Annotated in this window: 15 protein-coding genes; 12 read left to right on the plus strand and 3 right to left on the minus strand. The window is 28.0% G+C overall.

Going from position 1 to position 17,670, the window contains the following annotated elements; all coding sequences use genetic code 4:
* Positions 1-71: 71 nt before the first annotated feature.
* From rpsR to rpsF, 3 genes are read right to left on the minus strand one after another with little or no spacing between them, the layout of a single operon-like run.
* Positions 72-338 (minus strand): 30S ribosomal protein S18, encoded by a 267-nt coding sequence (gene rpsR, locus EXC45_RS00315; RefSeq protein ID WP_036434124.1) that lies wholly within the window; start codon positions 336-338, stop codon positions 72-74.
* An 8-nt stretch (positions 339-346) separates the two neighbouring features.
* The gene (locus EXC45_RS00320) at positions 347-847 is read right to left on the minus strand and encodes a single-stranded DNA-binding protein (protein ID WP_051616946.1); all 501 of its coding nucleotides are present in this window, start codon (positions 845-847) and stop codon (positions 347-349) included.
* Between the two features lie 19 nt (positions 848-866).
* Complete coding sequence (rpsF, locus tag EXC45_RS00325) at positions 867-1,277, minus strand: 30S ribosomal protein S6 (RefSeq protein ID WP_036434127.1); 411 nt, start codon at positions 1,275-1,277, stop codon at positions 867-869.
* Positions 1,278-1,477: 200 nt separating this feature from the next.
* On the opposite strand from rpsF, the gene topA reads away from it, so the two are divergent.
* From topA to gap, 12 genes are all read left to right on the plus strand, one after another.
* Complete coding sequence (gene topA, locus EXC45_RS00330) at positions 1,478-3,358, plus strand: type I DNA topoisomerase (RefSeq protein WP_036434129.1); 1,881 nt, start codon at positions 1,478-1,480, stop codon at positions 3,356-3,358.
* Positions 3,359-3,436: 78 nt separating this feature from the next.
* Complete coding sequence (locus tag EXC45_RS00335; RefSeq protein WP_036434131.1) at positions 3,437-4,456, plus strand: glycosyltransferase family 2 protein; 1,020 nt, start codon at positions 3,437-3,439, stop codon at positions 4,454-4,456.
* A 1-nt stretch (position 4,457) separates the two neighbouring features.
* Complete coding sequence (locus EXC45_RS00340) at positions 4,458-5,108, plus strand: RDD family protein (protein WP_036434133.1); 651 nt, start codon at positions 4,458-4,460, stop codon at positions 5,106-5,108.
* 3 nt (positions 5,109-5,111) lie between these two features.
* Positions 5,112-7,283, plus strand: a complete 2,172-nt coding sequence (locus EXC45_RS00345) for an ATP-dependent helicase (RefSeq protein WP_036434135.1) — start codon at positions 5,112-5,114, stop codon at positions 7,281-7,283.
* Positions 7,283-8,908, plus strand: coding sequence for an MHO_4530 family protein (locus EXC45_RS00350; RefSeq protein WP_036434137.1), 1,626 nt, complete (start codon positions 7,283-7,285; stop codon positions 8,906-8,908). Before EXC45_RS00345 ends, EXC45_RS00350 begins: the two co-directional genes overlap by 1 nt.
* An 86-nt stretch (positions 8,909-8,994) precedes the next feature.
* Positions 8,995-11,931, plus strand: a complete 2,937-nt coding sequence (dnaE, locus tag EXC45_RS00355; protein WP_036434139.1) for a DNA polymerase III subunit alpha — start codon at positions 8,995-8,997, stop codon at positions 11,929-11,931.
* Complete coding sequence (locus EXC45_RS00360; RefSeq protein WP_036434142.1) at positions 11,921-12,805, plus strand: 5'-3' exonuclease; 885 nt, start codon at positions 11,921-11,923, stop codon at positions 12,803-12,805. The genes dnaE and EXC45_RS00360 overlap by 11 nt, the downstream gene beginning before the upstream one ends.
* A complete protein-coding gene (locus tag EXC45_RS00365) occupies positions 12,806-13,363 on the plus strand; it encodes a nucleoside/nucleotide kinase family protein (protein ID WP_036434144.1) in 558 nt (185 codons plus the stop codon).
* 425 nt (positions 13,364-13,788) lie between these two features.
* Complete coding sequence (locus tag EXC45_RS00370; protein ID WP_036434147.1) at positions 13,789-14,757, plus strand: replication initiation and membrane attachment family protein; 969 nt, start codon at positions 13,789-13,791, stop codon at positions 14,755-14,757.
* 9 nt (positions 14,758-14,766) lie between these two features.
* The gene (locus EXC45_RS00375) at positions 14,767-15,624 is read left to right on the plus strand and encodes an ATP-binding protein (RefSeq protein WP_036434149.1); all 858 of its coding nucleotides are present in this window, start codon (positions 14,767-14,769) and stop codon (positions 15,622-15,624) included.
* A 4-nt stretch (positions 15,625-15,628) separates the two neighbouring features.
* A complete protein-coding gene (fmt, locus tag EXC45_RS00380; protein WP_036434221.1) occupies positions 15,629-16,471 on the plus strand; it encodes a methionyl-tRNA formyltransferase in 843 nt (280 codons plus the stop codon).
* A 134-nt stretch (positions 16,472-16,605) separates the two neighbouring features.
* Positions 16,606-17,610, plus strand: coding sequence for a type I glyceraldehyde-3-phosphate dehydrogenase (gap, locus tag EXC45_RS00385; RefSeq protein ID WP_036434152.1), 1,005 nt, complete (start codon positions 16,606-16,608; stop codon positions 17,608-17,610).
* The last annotated feature ends 60 nt before the right edge of the window (positions 17,611-17,670 follow it).

Raw genomic sequence — 17,670 nt, forward strand, 5'->3', positions numbered from 1 at the left:
GTGATTTTTATTTTGTAAATTAATAAAAAAAATCAGCGTAATTATTACGCTGATGAATTTTATTTGTGTTATTATGCAGATTTTTGCACACGCACTCTAACAACTGTGTAAGGCATTAAAGCCATAAATCTTGCTCTTTTAATTGCTGTAGCTAATTTTCTTTGGTGTTTTGCACACGCACCTGTGTTAGCTTTAGGTTTGATTTGTCCAGTAGCTGTTACGTATTTGCTTAAAAGATCTACATTTTTGTAGTCGATGTAAGCCATTTTTTCTGAACAGAATTCACAGAATCTTCTTCTTGAAGCAAAGCCTTTTTTATTTTTTTTGTTAAAAGCCATAATTTCTCCTATTCTCAGTCATCATCATCAAAAATTGATGATGGAACATTTGGGTTTGTTGGGATTTCATCAGATGCATAAGAGTTATTTTGGTTAAATTGACGATATTCTTCAGGGGTTTGAACTGGAATTTCATTTCTAACTTGATAGTTATTATTTGCATTTCTTTGAGCAATTTCTTCTCTACGAGCTCTAGATTCAAGTGGGGAAATGCTATTAACATTCACATCAAATCGAGTGTTTCGATTACCATTTCGATCTTGATAATCATTAATGTTAATTGAACCTTCCACCATAACTAAAGCACCTTTAGTTAAAAATTTATTAATAAAATCAGCTGTTCCTCTAAAGGCTACACAAGGGATAAAATAAGCGTTGTTTGTGTTTGAATCCTGTCTGGTGTTTCTATTTACTGCCAAACTAAAAGTGACAAAATTATTACCGCTTTGACCTTGTCTAAGTTCGTTAATAACTGATATTCGTCCTATTAAAATAACTTTGTTATACATAATCAATCCTTAAATGAAATTACTCTTGAGCTTTTTCTTTTTTAGCAACTCTAGGTGCACGTTTTTTAGGCTCTTCATTTGTAACTTCTGCTTTTTCTTTTTTAACACGAGGTTCTACTTTTCTTTTACCAACATTTTTGAATTCTTTGTTGTATCCTCTTTCAGTATCAAGGTTTAATACTAAGAATCTTCAAACTTCTTTGATAATGTTAGCTTTACGTGTAAACTCAGCAACTAATTCTGGTTTTGATTCAACTTCAGCAAGTAAGTATTGTGCTTGTTTTGATTTGTCGATTTCGTAAGCAAGTTCAGTTTTTTCAAGTTTCTCAGCTTTAGAAACTCCTTTGCCAAAAACTTCTTTTAAAAGGTTTTGAGCAACTGATAATTCTGCTTTAGGATCAACAATAATCATAATTTCATATTTTGACATGTCTTCTCCTTTTGGTCTTCTGGGCTATATAGCCAAGGAGTATATAAATACTCTTATTTATTCTATCATTTTTAAACTCAAATCAAACTATTTATTTATATATAAATAAGAGCTTAAAAATAAATTCCAAAGTTACAATAATTTTTCTTAAATTTGTTTTATTTGTCTTTTTGTTTTTAAATTAATGTAATATTTTAGACATGGACAAAAATAATTTAGTTATTGTGGAGTCGCCAAATAAAGTCGCTACAATTAAGAAATATTTAGGTGATAACTATGATGTTGTCGCTAGTGTTGGTCACATTATGAAAATGAAGACTTCTGGTCAATATTCATTAGGAATTAACCTAGAAACTTGAGAACCAGAATATTCATTAGATTCAAGTAAAAAAGAAGTTGCCAAAAAAATCAAAGAAGCTTTAAAAACCGCTTCAAATGTTTATATTGCAACTGACCCTGATCGTGAAGGTGAAGCTATTGGAGATCACTTAGTTAAGTATTTCAAATTAAGTGATAATTACTACAGAATTAAATACAACGAAATTACCAAAGATGCTATTTTAAAAGCTATTAATAATCCTGAAAAACTTAATTTACCATTAATTGAAGCTCAAAAAGCCCGTCGTATGCTTGACCGTATTATCGGATTTAGATTAAGTTCATTGATGAAAAACAAAATCTATAACTCTCCAACAAACCCTAGTGCTGGTAGAGTCCAATCAATAGCTTTAAAATTAGTGGTGGATCGCGAACGTGAAATTGAAAGTTTTATTCCTGAATACTATAGTAAATTAAAAGCTATTTTAACCAATGGTGATAGTGATGCTAATTACATTAATGCTAACAATCCTTCTGATAAAAGAGATTGAATTTTTAAAGAAGAACTTTCGGTAATGCAAGAATATTTTGCACAAGCTCCAAAAGAAATTAAAGTTATAGATATTTCTCAAAGCGAAAGAAAAGTGTCTCAAGTTCAACCTTTTAAACAAGCTGTGTTATATCGTAGAAGTCCCTATTCTGCTCAATCTACACAATTTATAGCTCAAAAATTATATGAAGGTTATGGTGAAGGAGGGTTAATTAGTTACCCAAGAACCGACTCAACTCGTTTAAGTCAAAGTTTTGTTGATGCAGCTCAAAGTTATATTGCTTCAAAATGAGGTAAAGAATTTATCGCTGAAGAAATTAAAGGTTTTAGTGGTGATCAAGATGCCCACGAAGCAATTAGACCAACTGATGTAACTCTAACTCCTGAAAATGCAAAAGTTGTTTACCCACAAATGACCGAGCAAGAATATCGTGTATATAAATTAATTTACGAAACAACATTACAAAGTTTAATTAAACAGCCAATAAGAATCAATACTTCATATTTATATGAAAATGGTGACTATAAATTTAAGAATAATTATTCAAAAGTAAAATTTATGGGTTATTATGTTGTAACGGGTGTGCCTGAAGATTTAAATGATCCAGAATATAAACTAAATGAAGTTTTACAAGTAAAAGAGTTTATTTTTGAAGATCATCAAACTAAACCAACCCCCCGTTATAATGAAGGATCATTAATTGAAGCTTTAGATACTATTAAAGTTGGTAGACCTTCAACTTTTGCGACAACAGTTAAAATTATTAAAGATCGTGAATATGTTCAAACAATTGATAACACTCTCAAACCAACTGAATTTGGTTTAATTATGCTTGATAAATTAATTACTTCTTTCCCTAAAATTATCAATGAATCTTATACTGCTTTTGTTGAAGAACAATTAGATGAAATTGCAGAAAATAAGCTCGAAAAAGATTTAGTTATGCAAGAATTTTGAGACAAGTTTACTGAAGAATTTGAACATGCAAAGCAAACTATGGAAACGGCAAAAATTGAGCTTGTAGAATTAGATGATCCGTGTCCTGAAGATCAAGGAATTTTAGTAGAAAGAAGAAATAAAAAAGGTCAGAAATTTGTTGCTTGCAAAAATTTCCCTGCCTGCAGATATACTAGAAGTATTCCTGGACAAAATAACTTTAAATATAAGAGAAAAACAACCCAAACTGAAAACGATCAAGAAGCAGCCAAATAGGCTGTTTTTGTTGTCTTTAAACCATCTAAAAGAGTTAATGTGGTAAAATTTATTATGTAATAATAAAAGAGGAGATATATGAGGCTTTCTTTAATTTCTTTAGTTGGAGATTCAGAACGGGATGTAGATTGATTTTTACAGGATTTAGCAGAACAAGAAACTCAAGATTTTGAGGTTATTTTATGCATTGACAAAAATTCTGAAGCTAAAAAAATCTTGGATGTAATTTCAAAATACAAAAAGTTTTTCGGTAGTAGAGTTATTGCTATTTTTAATAGTAAAATGAATTCTTATCAACATAACTTAGTCAGTGCATTTAGAATTGCATCAGGAGATTATGTATGTGTGCTAAATTCTGATTCAACAATCAAACGCCACTACATTAAACGAATAATTGATGTTGCAATTGAACACAATGTAGATATTTTGGAACTAAAACCTCGTTTAGTAGGTTCAATTAGATGAAAACCGCTTGCAAGAATTAATCTAAATGAGAATTTAGAAATAAGCAAGCACAAAGAAGTTGTCGCATATACTTACCCTTTTATTTTTAATAAAATCTTTAAAAAATCTCTTATTAAAAAGTTTGTTAAATATAAACCAATTAGTAATAATGACTCAAAATTATGTGTGGAAGTAAATTACATGTTATTGTTAAGTGCTAAAACATATCGATATGTTGATAAGCGGATCATTCGTGAATATTATGGTGCTGACATTTGGTTAAATACTAAAAATGGTTTACAAAGCTTCGCTGAAGTTGAAAACTATATTAAATTGCAAAATTTAAAATTGCTTGAAGAAATTAAATATGCTAAGTATTACTATTTAAAAGTAGTGATGTACGGTTTGTTAAATTCAACCACATTTATGTATCGTAATTTTAAATCAAAAGAAGAAATTGAGGAAAAACGAAGCGAATTGCTTGTTGAAAAACACGAAAAGGCCTTGGAAAAATTAGAATCTTCAACTGAATTTGATGCCTTTGAAAAATCGAATTTGTATATGATTAAATCTTCCCAAGAATCAGATTTTTTAAGAACCCCTATATCTAAGTTGAAAAAAATAAGAACTAAAATTTTAAGTGAGTTAGAATAAAATGTATGAAAATTCAGGCTTTTGAAGAAGATTTATTTCTAACTTGCTTGATTTTTTAACCTCGTTAGGAGTTCTTGTTGGTGTGGTTTATTTTTTCTTACCTAAAAACAAAGAAGATTTTCAAAACAATCCCATTTATTTTTATGGCACTATCTTAAGTGCAATTATATGAGTGATATTATACTTTTTCATCATTCCATATTTTTTTGAACAACAAACTATTTTTCAACGAATTTTTAAACTAAAAGTCATTCAAAAGAATCATACGAAGTTATCTTGAAAACAATTTATTATCCGAAATTTATTTGCTGGAGGTTTTTGAATTATTATTTTTACTTTTGTGATGATTCTAATTCAAATTTCGGATTTTAATTTTGAGAATAATCAAACAGTAGAATTTGTGAGTTCGTTTAAAACCAAATTTGCACAAAGTTTTATATCTGCATTAATTTCTTATTGATTCTTATTTCAATTTATTAACAATGTCATGATTATTGTTAATAAAAAACGATTGAATTTAATTGATTACATCAGTAAAACTAGGGTGGTAATTGATAAATTTATTCCCCTTATAAATGAACAAGAAATCAAATTGATTCCCTATTATTCTGAATTACCAACTTTTGAATATTACAAAAACATAGAGAGGTAAATTATGTTACTAAAAAAAAGTGATGTATTAAGCGATTTAAATGAATCTCAACGTTCAGCAGTTGAGTACTTTGATTCTCCCCTTAGAATCATTGCGGGAGCAGGAAGTGGTAAAACTAAGGTTTTAACCCGTAAAGTTACCTATTTAATTAATGATTTAGGTATTTCAGCAAGTAATATTTTAGCGGTTACTTTTACCAATAAAGCTTGCAATGAAATGAAAGAAAGAATTACAAAATATATTGAAAATGATAAAGATTTAAAAATTTTCACTTTTCACTCACTTTGTAGTTCGATTTTACGTAAACATATTAATTTATTAGGTTATCCTAATGATTTTCTTATTTTAGATGAAGTTGATAAAAATCAAGTTTTAGCCTCTTTATATAAAGCAAATGATATTTCGGTTCAAGAACTTAGTTATAGAAACATGATTCAATATATTAGTTGAGCTAAAAATCATTCATATGATATTTATCAGTTTGCTGAAGCGTTAAATTTAAAACTAGATGATCCAATTGTTCGAATTTATCAAGGATATTTAGATGAATTAGCTCTAAAGGGTGCTTTAGATTTTGATGATTTAATAATCACCGCCAATAAATTATTAAGCGAACATAAATCAGTGGCTCAGTACTACCAAAAACAGTTTTCATATATTTTAATTGATGAGTTTCAAGATACCTCAAAAATGCAATATGACATCATCAAAAGCATTGTAGGTCCAAATACACACCTAACAATTGTGGGAGATCCAGATCAAACAATCTACAACTGAAGAGGGGCTGATGTTAATTTAATTTTAGATTTTGAAAAAGAATATCCTAATTGCAAAACCATTGTTTTAGATTTAAATTATCGTTCAACTAAAAAAATTCTTGATGCCGCTAACAAATTGATTCAGCATAATAAAATGCGTTTTAGTAAAAATTTAATTACTCCAAACGAAGAAGGAGTTGATATTGAGTTTTACCATGGATTTAATGTTGAAGCTGAAGCTAGATGAGTGGTTCAAAAAATTAATGAACTTAAAAAACAAAAAAATCAACTAAAAAATATTGCTATTTTATATCGTGCTAATTACTATTCTAGACCTTTTGAAGAAGCTTTAATTCAAGAAAATATCAATCATAAAATATTCAATGGAGTTAAATTTTTCCAACGAAGTGAAATTAAAGATACAGTAGCTTTTTTAAGAGTTTTATTTGATGGTTCAGATATAGCTTTAGAAAGAATCATTAATGTACCTGCTCGTGGAATTGGAGAAATAACATTAAAAGATTTACGTGAATACGCACAAAGTCAAGGAAAAAGTCTTTACAAAACCTTAATTGAAGATATAAAAACTTTACCTGTACCTAAAAAACTTATCACTGAAAAATTGTTTCCGTTTTTAAAAACAATTATTGCAGGAAAGCAATTATTAGAAAAATTTAGCATTTCTAAAGTTCTTGATTGATTCTTAAAGCAAATTAAATACTATGAACATATTGAAAACAATAAAAATTTACGTGGTTCAGCATTAGACAATGTTAAAGAATTTATTGAATCAATTAAAAGTTGGGAACAAGCGCATCCTAATGGTACTTTAGGTGATTATTTAAATATGGTTGCTTTACTCTCAGCTACAGATGAAGGGGATAATGGAAATAATTATGTTTCTTTAATGACCATTCACTCTGCTAAAGGACTTGAATTTGATAATGTTTTTGTGGTTGGTTTAACCGAAGGAATATTCCCAAGTATTCGTGTAATTGATAATTCTGAAAAAGGACTCAGTTACTTAAATGCCACCGATTCACCAATTGAAGAAGAAAGACGTTTAGCTTATGTTGCTATTACTAGAGCTAGAAAAAACCTTTTTATCAGCGATTCACGTGGATATTTAATAGGAACACAAATTCCGAAATCACCATCTCGTTTTATTAAAGAAATGGGAATTAATTTAGATGAAATTATCTTGTCTAAGAATTTTGAAAATTCATTAATCCAAACTGAAGAAGACAAGAAAAAACAAAACAAAGTAATTGTTGGTGATATTATCTCTCATATTACCTTTGGAGAAGGTGAGATTTTAGAAGTGAACGGAAACGAAATTGTTGTTAGATTCGTAAAAGACAAAAAAGAAAAAACATTAAATAAGGATTACCCAGCAATTCGGGTAATATCAAGATAATGACAATCATTTTAAGCTTAGTATTTGGTTTTATTTTATTTATTTGCGGATCAGTTATTGCGTTATTGTTTGTCATTTTATATTATTTAAGATCTTTTTCAGGTGTTATTTTATTTAGAATTGACAATATCAATAAACGGGTTTTACGTTTATCTGACAAATATTTATTTATGTCAACAATTTTTGATTCTAAAAAGAATAAATTTAATACCTATAAATACATAACTATAGAAAGTTTTTTGAATTTTTTAAATGAGAAAACTTCTAAAAAACTTCAAAAGTACTTAAACTCAGAAACTCAATTTCAAAGTGATTTAGTTATTAGTTTTGATCAAATTAATACCAGTAGTAGTGAATTAAACTTAACCATTTTTGAAAAACTTATTTTAAAACTTGAAAAGATTTTAAATTACAAAACAACATATGTTTTAAAAATTATTTCCAAAAATGATGGACATTTTCGTTGTTCAATTAGTTGACATCGTAATCGAGTTTATGCTCATGAAAATGTAAATTCACTAATTAAGCATCAAAAAAAGTTAAACACTTTTTTTCAAAAGAAAGTTGTTTTAGCTTTTGCTCTTAAACCCTATTTTTATATTAATGAAATCCAACCTCTTGAAATTATTTCAATTTACAAACATTTTGGAATTCCTTACAAAAAATCATACATTGATATTCGTGATGGATTTTTATATTTTGTTTTTGCTAAACGTGGACAATCTTCGTATTTAGAATTAGTTGAAAATGTAAAACAACTAAATAAAAACTTTCTTTTAACAAAGTATTTCATTGCTGGAACCATTTTTACAGAAGAAAATTCTTCTAAAATCCAGAACGATAGCGTTCAATTACTTGACAAAATTCGTTATTGTTTATTTAATATTTTAAATAACAGAGAACATAGTGATGAATACATAAATGTTCATTCTTCAATTGTTTTGGAAGATAAATACAAAGAATTTGTTTACCATTATAATGAATACATTAAATTAAATACCAACGAAAACTTTGATTTAAAAAGTTTTAAAATTAAAGTTTATAAAAGTCATAACGATTCAATTTTGTCAGTTAGAGAAATTGTACCTAAAAACTTCAATGTGCAATATTTAGAGTTTTTTAAAAAAGCACCTTATTTAAATTATTTATTTGAAAGCTCTTGATATGAAAATATTAAAAATACTTTAAATGAGAATTTGAACGCTAAAAAAGCAATTGGATCAAACATGGTTAAAGTATCTCAAGAAGTATTCTTAAAATCAGAAATCACTGATTCAACTATTTCCCCAACTTACTTAGTTTATGCATACAAAAATTTATTTGATTATGAAAAATTAAGAACTAAAATTGAAACAAATTATGGTTACAACATGCCTACTGCTTTATATGTAGATAAAATTGATAAACCTTTAATTAACGTTATTAACTATACTAAATTAAAGGTTATTGTAATTGGTGAGGTCATTTCTAAACGCTTAAATGAAACAAGAGTGTTTTATGATTGTATCAATATTGTCAATTTAGCCAAAAAAAATGATATTCGAATAGTTTATGAAAATCCTAATTTGAATTTAGATCCTTTAATTGTTGAAAAAGCTCAAATCAAAGCTTATTTTCAAAAGTAACTCCCTTTGGAGTTTTTTTTGTTGCTGAAAAGCAAAAGTTGTACTTTATAAGGGTAATAAAAATATAAAAAGGTAAAATATAAATTATGAACAATCACATCATTTTGCACACTAATACTGAATATTCTTTTTTATCTTCAACCATTAAAATTAAAGAACTTTTTGAGTTAGTTTTAAAACACAAATTACCTTATTTAACACTCACTGATAAAGAAAACTTTTTTGCTTTACCGATGTTTTTGGATTTTGCAAAAACCCATTCATTAAAACTTATTGCCGGTATTGAATTAGATTTAAGCGATAAAGCAACAGTTATGGTGTATGCTAAAAACTATGCTGGATATGTCTTTATTAACAATTTGATTTTAAAACGTTCTCAAAACATTGAGATTTCTTTTAAGGAATTAGATAATGAAAATATTCTAATTGTAAATCATTATGAAAAAGGTTTTAGTAGCGATGCAATTCCAACAAAATTAACTAATTTTTATTGAAATGCTAAAACTGCTCATGAAAGCATCCCGACAGTTTATGCACCAGTAAAAAGAGTTATTGCATCGCAAGAAAATGAAATTTTGACAATTTTAAGTAAAATAGCTCAAAAAGAAGAATCTTTAAATAATTACAATTCTTACTTTGACATTAATGAGTTTGCAAACGTGGATGATGCTGTTAAAGCGCAAATGCAAAATTTTGTAAATTTAATTGAACCATTTGAAATATCAAGCGATATTAAATTAGCTTCTTTTGAAAATGCTAATTCATTATTAAAAGAAAAACTAAACCGTAACAAATATTTTAAATTGATCAAAAGACACGGAAAAGATGTTGTAGATGAACGAATCAAATATGAATTAGATACAATTGAAAAACTTCAGTTTGTTAACTATTTTTTAGTTATTAAAGATGTTTTAGATTTTGCTCGTGACCAAAAAATTGAAGTAGGACCAGGAAGAGGTTCAGCTTCTGGATCTCTTATTGCTTTCTTGCTAGATATAACTAATGTCAATCCACTTGAATATGGCTTGTTATTTGAACGTTTTTTAAATGTGGCTCGGGTTTCGCTTCCTGATATTGACATTGACATTCAAGATGATCGTCGTAATGAGATTCTTGAATATATTGGTAAACGTTTTGGACATGATAATTGTGCTTTAATTTCAACCTTTCAAACCTTGGCTTTAAAATCTTCACTTCGTGATGTAGCCAGAGTGTTAGGGATACCACTTACTGATGTAGATAAAATAACTAGTTCATTAACTAAATTTGACACTTCATTAGAAGTTGCTTATCAGAGAAACAGTAAATATAAAATGCTTGTTGACAAACATGAAAAATTACATCAATATGCATGCAAAATTGAAGGAATGCCTCGCCAAAGCGGTATTCACGCAGCAGGGGTAATCATTAGCGATCGTCCTTTAACTGATGTTGTACCAGTTCGTCATTCTTCAGCTGCACTTAATCAAGTTGAATTTGAAATGAATAATTTAGAACAATATGGTTTGATTAAAATTGATTTTCTTGGACTTAAAAACTTAACTGTTATCAATCAAATTGAGCACCAAATCAAAGAAGAGTTTCGTTTTGATTCAGTTATTGATTTGAATTTTAATCCTTTTAATGATTTAAAAACTTATGAACTAATTAACTCATTAAATACTGATGGAATTTTCCAGCTTGAATCTCCTGGTATGAAAGGGGTAATTAAACAAGTAAAAGTAGATACTTTCGAAGATATTTATGCTATCATTTCGCTCTATCGTCCTGGTCCAAAAGATTTTATTCCTGATTATGCTAATGTAAAAATGAAAGCAAAAACTGTTGATAAAATTCACCCTATTTATGATTTAATTGTAGCTCCAACACACGGAATTATTGTTTATCAAGAGCAAATTATGCAAATAGCTCAACAAGTAGCTAAAATGAGTTTTATTGAAGCTGATTTACTTAGACGAGCTATTTCTAAAAAGAATGCTCAAGATTTAAATACCTACTCAAGTATTTTTTACCAAAGAGGACAAGAAAATAATATTCCCTTTGATGTTCTACAGGCAATTTATGAGCAAATTCTCAAATTTGCTTCATATGGATTTAATAAAGCTCATGCTGTTGCGTATTCATTTATCACTTATAAGTTAGCTTTTTATAAAGCTCGCTATCCAGAGATTTTTTATAAAGTTATTATTGATAATGCCACCGGAGATGTGAGTACAATTAAAAATTTTGCTTTAAAAGCTTCACAACAAAATATCATTATTCATTCTCCAGATATAAATCATGCTTTATTTAAAAGTGAAATTATTTGAAAAAATCAAGATACTGAAAAATCTCAAATTTATCTTCCGGTCTTAATGATTAAAGGAATTGGTCCTTCAGCGGTATCAAAAATTGCTGAAGAAATTGCTCGTGGTGGTAAATTAGATAACTTTTATACTGGTGCGTTACGACTAAAAGTAGCTGGAGTTGGAGATTCAGTTATTGAAACACTAATTAAAGCAAATGCTTTTAGAAGTTTTGGTAATGTTATTGAATTAATTAATGCTTTGCCAACAGTTAATAACGGAGCTGAAATGTTTAAAAAGCTTTATGACAAATCAGATGAATCTTTAGCAGATAAATTACGAAAATTTATTAGCGATACTGGTTTTAATGCTAAGAAAATTACTGCATTTCCAATGGATTTAGCAATTGAAATTAAGTTAGAAAAAGATCTTTTGGGAGCAGTTTACAATGCTTACCCAACTAAAAAATATGAGCAAAGCAAAAAACTTGAGCACTTAAGCGAAAATCAACACCATTTCTTTTATGTCTTTTTAGAAAGTGTTAAGAAAAATTTAAAAGGACAATTAATTGCGAAAATATCTGATTCTTCAACATCAGTATCGGCATTTGTTTTTGATAATGAAGCCAAAGATTTAATTAATTATCCTGAACCTAGAGTTATTTTAGTTGGTTTATCCCTTTCGTCTAAAGGATATTACTCAATTAAAAGTTGAGAGGAAGTAAAAGATGAAAAATAAAGAAATTATGCTCTTAATTGATGGAAATTATTTAATGTTTCAATCTTTTTATGCCACTTATAGAGGCGATATAAATGCAATTATGCGTTCTTCTAAAGGAGTACCAACTAATGCGGTGAATTTATTTTTACTTCAATTAGTTAAATTGATTCGCTTTTATGAACCGCAATATTTATTTGTTGCTTTTGATGCCAAAAGCAAAACCAAGCGTCATTTAGTTTATAGTGACTATAAAGCAAATCGAATTAAAGCACCAGTGGAAATTTTTGAGCAATTTAATTTAATCAAACAACTTTTAAGTTTATTAAATATTGCGCACAATGAAATTGATGGAGCTGAAGCAGATGACTTAATTGCTACTGCTTCAGTAAAATACAATGATGAAAATTTGGAAAAATTAATTTTTTCACGGGATAAAGATTTATTGCAACTAGTAAGTGAATCTACAAGTGTTATTGAAAAAGATTCAGATAATGATTATCAATTAATTACCCATGAAAATTTTTATGACATCTACGGAATTACTCCCCAACAAATAGTTGACTTCAAAGGTTTAAAAGGAGATCCGAGTGACAATCTCCCTGGTATTAAAGGTATTGGTGATAAAACAGCGATTAAATTATTAAATGAATATCAATCTTTTGAAAACATTTACGAAAATATCAATTTACTAAGTAAGTCAATACAAAATAAATTAATAGAATCCAAAGAACAAGGTTATATGTGTTATCAATTAGCTAAATTAAATACTAATGTTGAAGAATTTACCTATTCAAAAGAGGAATTGCTTTTGAACATAAATTACCAACAAGCTGAAAAACTTCTTAACGAATTAGAGTTAAATGTAGCTAAAAGATACTTAAGAGAAATATAAATGATTATTGTTACTGGTTTAATATCTTCAGGAAAAAGTACTTTATTATCAAAGTTAAATACTTTAGGTTTTCGAGTGTTTAATGCTGATGTGTTTGTTCAAAATTTATATCATGATCGCGATTTTGTGAATGAGATAAACAATTCAAAATGAAATTTTTTAATAGAAAATTCTTCGGTATCAAAAACTAAAATTTTGAATTTATTAAATAATAATTATCAAGATTTTAAAGTTTTTGAAGAACTTGTGCACTTGAAAGTGTTTAAACATTTGCAAGATAACGAATATGATTATGCAGAAATTCCTGTGCTAAAAAATTCTCAAGTCCCATTTTGATCTTTGGCTGAGCAAATTATTGTTTTAAATTTAAAAAAACCAATTCGGATTGCTTACGCTTTAAAACGCGGAATGGATTTAGGAAGATTTAATCAATTAGACACCATAAATACACTTGAATTTTTACGTCAATTACCTTTTAAGTCCATTAAACAAATATGATTAAGTTCATCAGAAGAAATTAGTGATTTTTTAGCAAAATTACAACCAAAGAATAGTTAATTTTAACAACTATTTTCTTGGTTTTTTTATTTGATTTTTAGAAAAATAGTATCAATTTTTTATCAAAAAAATACTCTTTTATACTAATATCTTGTATTTTCGCAACTATTGGAAATTTGAAAAAAGAATAGAAGAATAAAAAACAAAAAATCTCCAAAAAAAGTAGAAATTTTTTAAAAAATTAAACAACTTTTTTAAATTTTTTAGCCTGTGGATAACTGGGATAATTTAACAAAAGCAATAAAAAAAGTTGTTTTTTGGAAGAAAAAACGATTTTTTGATTATTTACAATTGTGAATATCTCTAGTGGTTAATTGGAATAAAGGTGAAAAAATATTTTTTTTAAACAAATGCATTTTAACTCTTTTAAAATACTAATACAAGCTAGTTGAAAATAGCTTTAGCAATACAAGAAAGGAAGAAATATGCAACATATTAATTATAATTTTTTCACCATTGAAAGAAGCGAAGAATTAACCCCTAGTGATAATGATAATATGTTGAAGTTTTATCTTCCGATTTTAGGTGCGCAAGCTGTAACTTTATATAACTATTTATATGCAAAAATCAAAGAAGATAAGTATTATCATTCAGAATTTACTTTTTCTGGATTGTGTGCTTTTTTAAAGTTGGATGAAGTTCAATTATCTGAATCTAGAAATAAACTAGAAGCAATTGGATTAATTCAAACATTCTTTAACTCACAAACTAATAAATTAATGTTTGTTATTAAAAGACCTTTAAATAAAGAAGAAGTCAAAAACAATCGTTTATTAAAAAATGCTTTAGTTGAGTGTCTAGGAAAGGATATTGTTGATTCATTGTTAAATGCCAATGTATTTAAATCAGTTATTAAACCTGAATATGTTCAAAATATTAGCGCAAATTTCTTTGATGTTTTTGGTTCGCTTCCAGCTATATCTAAACCTAAAACTATTGATTTGGTTATTGAAGCTGGCAAACGAATTGAAGAAAGTGTTAAAAATGGTTCATTTGCCAAAAACACTATTGAATTAAAAACACCTATTCATTTTTTAAATAGTGACATTCAAAATGAATATCAAGCACTTCAAAGCTATGAACCTATTCAATTTTTCAAATATTTAAATAATAACCACATTTTAATTGATCAAATTCAAACACTAAAAGAATATGAAGGGCTTGGATTTGATTACAAAGTTATTAATTTTGCTTTATTAATTAGTTACTTTGCTTCAAAAGAAATTTCATTAAAGCAAACTAGTAGCATTTTAAAAGAACTTAAAAGTAAAAACATATTATCTTTTGAGTTAGCAGAAAATTATCTTGATGGTAAATATTCAAATCATAAAATTTATCGTAAATCAATAGAATCAAAAAATTATGTAAAAAGAATCTATTTAAATTCACTCTAAAGGAAAAACATGTCCAATAACTCAAATTTAAATAAGGAAAAGTTAATTGCAATGGCAAAAGACGATAGCTTTTTAGCTGATATAATTAATCAACTTCATCTAAGCGATGAAGAAATTTTCTATAAATTTATTGATTTAATGGACATGAAATTAAGAGAACTTTCTCCTGAAGAATACATGGACAAAGTTGAGATTGTTCGGAATGCTGATGGAAGTTTACAAACAAAACGTTATTTTGCAAATAATGAAAAAAATCGTCAATATCTTCTTTATAACAACTTGATTTTAAAAGAGTTAGGAAATGTTAAATACAAAAAAACTTTCAGCGATATTAATTTTAATGAAGAAGAATACTTTGATTTATATGAGTATCAAAACGAGCTAAAACAGGCTCTTACTAGTGAAGATAAATATTCTAAATTAAAAGGTTTTTTTGTGCATTCAAATAATAATGTTGCTAGAGAAAAACTACTGTCTTCTATTGCTAATGAAATGGCTTTATCAAATAAAAAAACTGCCTACATTAATGTGAGTTATTTAATGGACGAAATTAAATTATCATTTGATAAAACCAAGAATAAAGATTCAGGATTTCTTATTGGAGAATTAATTAATTGTGATGTATTACTTTTGGATAATATTGGATATGAAAAAATCCCGCAATGATTTTTTAAAATTCTCCTTAAATTACTTGATTTCCGCATCAAGAATAATAAATTAACTTTTTTTGGTTCTGAAACTCCTTTAAGTGAGCTTAATACTATTTTAGAACACAAAGATTCTAAAGACAAATTTGTTCAAAAACAAATTAACCGTTTAATTACTTATGTAAAAAATTCAATTGAATGTGAGGTGTGAGTTGGATAAGAACATCAAAATTGTGTTAGCGGGAACTCCTGAATTTTCAGTTCCAATTTTTGAAGAAGTTATTAAAAATTTTAATGTAGTTGCACTTGTATCTCAACCTGACAAACCAGCTAATCGTGGGTATAAATTAATTGAAACTCCAACTAAACAGTTAGCGCAAAAATATAATATTAAATTGTTCCAACCTGAGAAAATTGGACAAATTTATCAAGAGTTAAAAGAGTTGGATTATGATATTTTGCTTACTTGTGCTTTTGGTCAATATATTCCTACTAAAGTACTTGATTTAGCTAAAAAAGCATCTTTAAATATTCATGGTTCATTACTACCAAAATATCGAGGTGCTGCTCCAATTCAACACGCTCTTTGAAATGGGGATGATAAAACAGGAATTGACTTAATTTACATGACAGCGCAAATGGATGCAGGAAACATCATCAAAGAAGCAACATTACCTATTTTAGATACTGATACATCTGATAGTTTGTTTGCTAAAATGTCTGAGTTAGCTACTTTACATATAACAAGTTGATTAAATGAATTTATAGCTGGTGATTTTAGTGAAACAATTCAAGATGAATCTTTAGTAGTCTTATCGCCAAAGTTACTCAAAGAAGATGCGTTTTTAGCCTCTTCGCTAACTATTGAAGAAGCTTTTAATAAAATTAGAGCTTTTTCAAGCAATCCAGGAGCTTATTTATTGATTAATGATAAACGACTTAAAGTTTATTATGCAACTAAAAATGAAGTAAAAAATAGCATAAAATTACAATTTTCGAATGGTAACTTATACGCTGTTGATTATCAATTCGAATCTAAAAAGCGTGTGACATTGCAGTGTAAATAATTACATAAAACGAAAAACGGTCGTTCTTTTGAACTTCCGTTTTTTTAAAATCTTATATACTTTAATTGTAAAAAAATATATGTAATATAATTACATTAAATCAGTTACTTAATTTATTATTAGAAAGGACAAATATGAAAAAAGTAGCCATTAATGGTTTCGGTAGAATCGGAAGATTATTCTTAAGAAGATTACTTGAAACTAACAATAAAGATTTAGAAGTTGTAGCAGTTAACGACTTAACTGATGCTAAAACTTTAGCACACTTACTTAAATACGATACAGCTTTTGGACAATTAAATGTGGATGTTAAAGCTGAAGAAGCTGCTATTGTTGTAAACGGAAAAAGAATTGAAGTTTACGCTGAAAAAGACCCTAAAGCTTTACCATGAGGTAAATTAGGAATCGACATTGTTGTTGAATCAACAGGTAGATTTGTTAAAAAAGACCTTGCTGCACTTCACGTTGAAGCTGGAGCAAAATCAGTAGTTATTTCAGCTCCTGCTGGATCAGATGTTAAAACAGTTGTTTACAACGTTAACCACGGTGTAATTACTAAAGAAGATACAGTTATTTCAGCTGCTTCATGTACAACAAACTGTTTAGCACCAGTTATTGATGTTTTAGTTAAAAACTTCGGTGTTGCAAAAGGATGAATGACAACTGTTCACTCATATACAGGAGATCAAAGACTTCAAGATGCTCCACACAGCGACTTACGTCGTGCTAGAGCAGCTGCTTTAAACATGGTTCCTACATCAACAGGAGCCGCTAAAGCATTAGGACTTGTTATTCCTGAAGCTGCAGGTATTTTAGATGGTTCAGCAGTTAGAGTTCCAACCATTACAGGATCAATCGTTGAACTTGTAGTTGAACTTAAAAAACAACCTTCAGTTGAAGAAATCAACGCTGCATTTGAAAAAGCTGCAAACGAAACATTAAAATACGAAACAGATCCTATCGTTTCATCAGACATTATTGGTTCACACTACGGATCAATTTATGATGCTGCTTTAACAAAAATGGTTCCAGCTGCTGATGGTAAAAACCTTTACCACATTTCATCATGATACGACAATGAAATGTCATATGTTTCACAACTTGTTAGAACAGTTTCACACTTTGCAAAATTAAAATAATATTAATGCAAGAAAATACGCCAAAAATGGCGTGTTTTTTTGTTTTTTGCATTGTTTTAA

The organism is Mycoplasmopsis columboralis (assembly GCF_900660675.1).
Lineage (GTDB): Bacteria > Bacillota_I > Bacilli_A > Mycoplasmatales > Metamycoplasmataceae > Mycoplasmopsis > Mycoplasmopsis columboralis.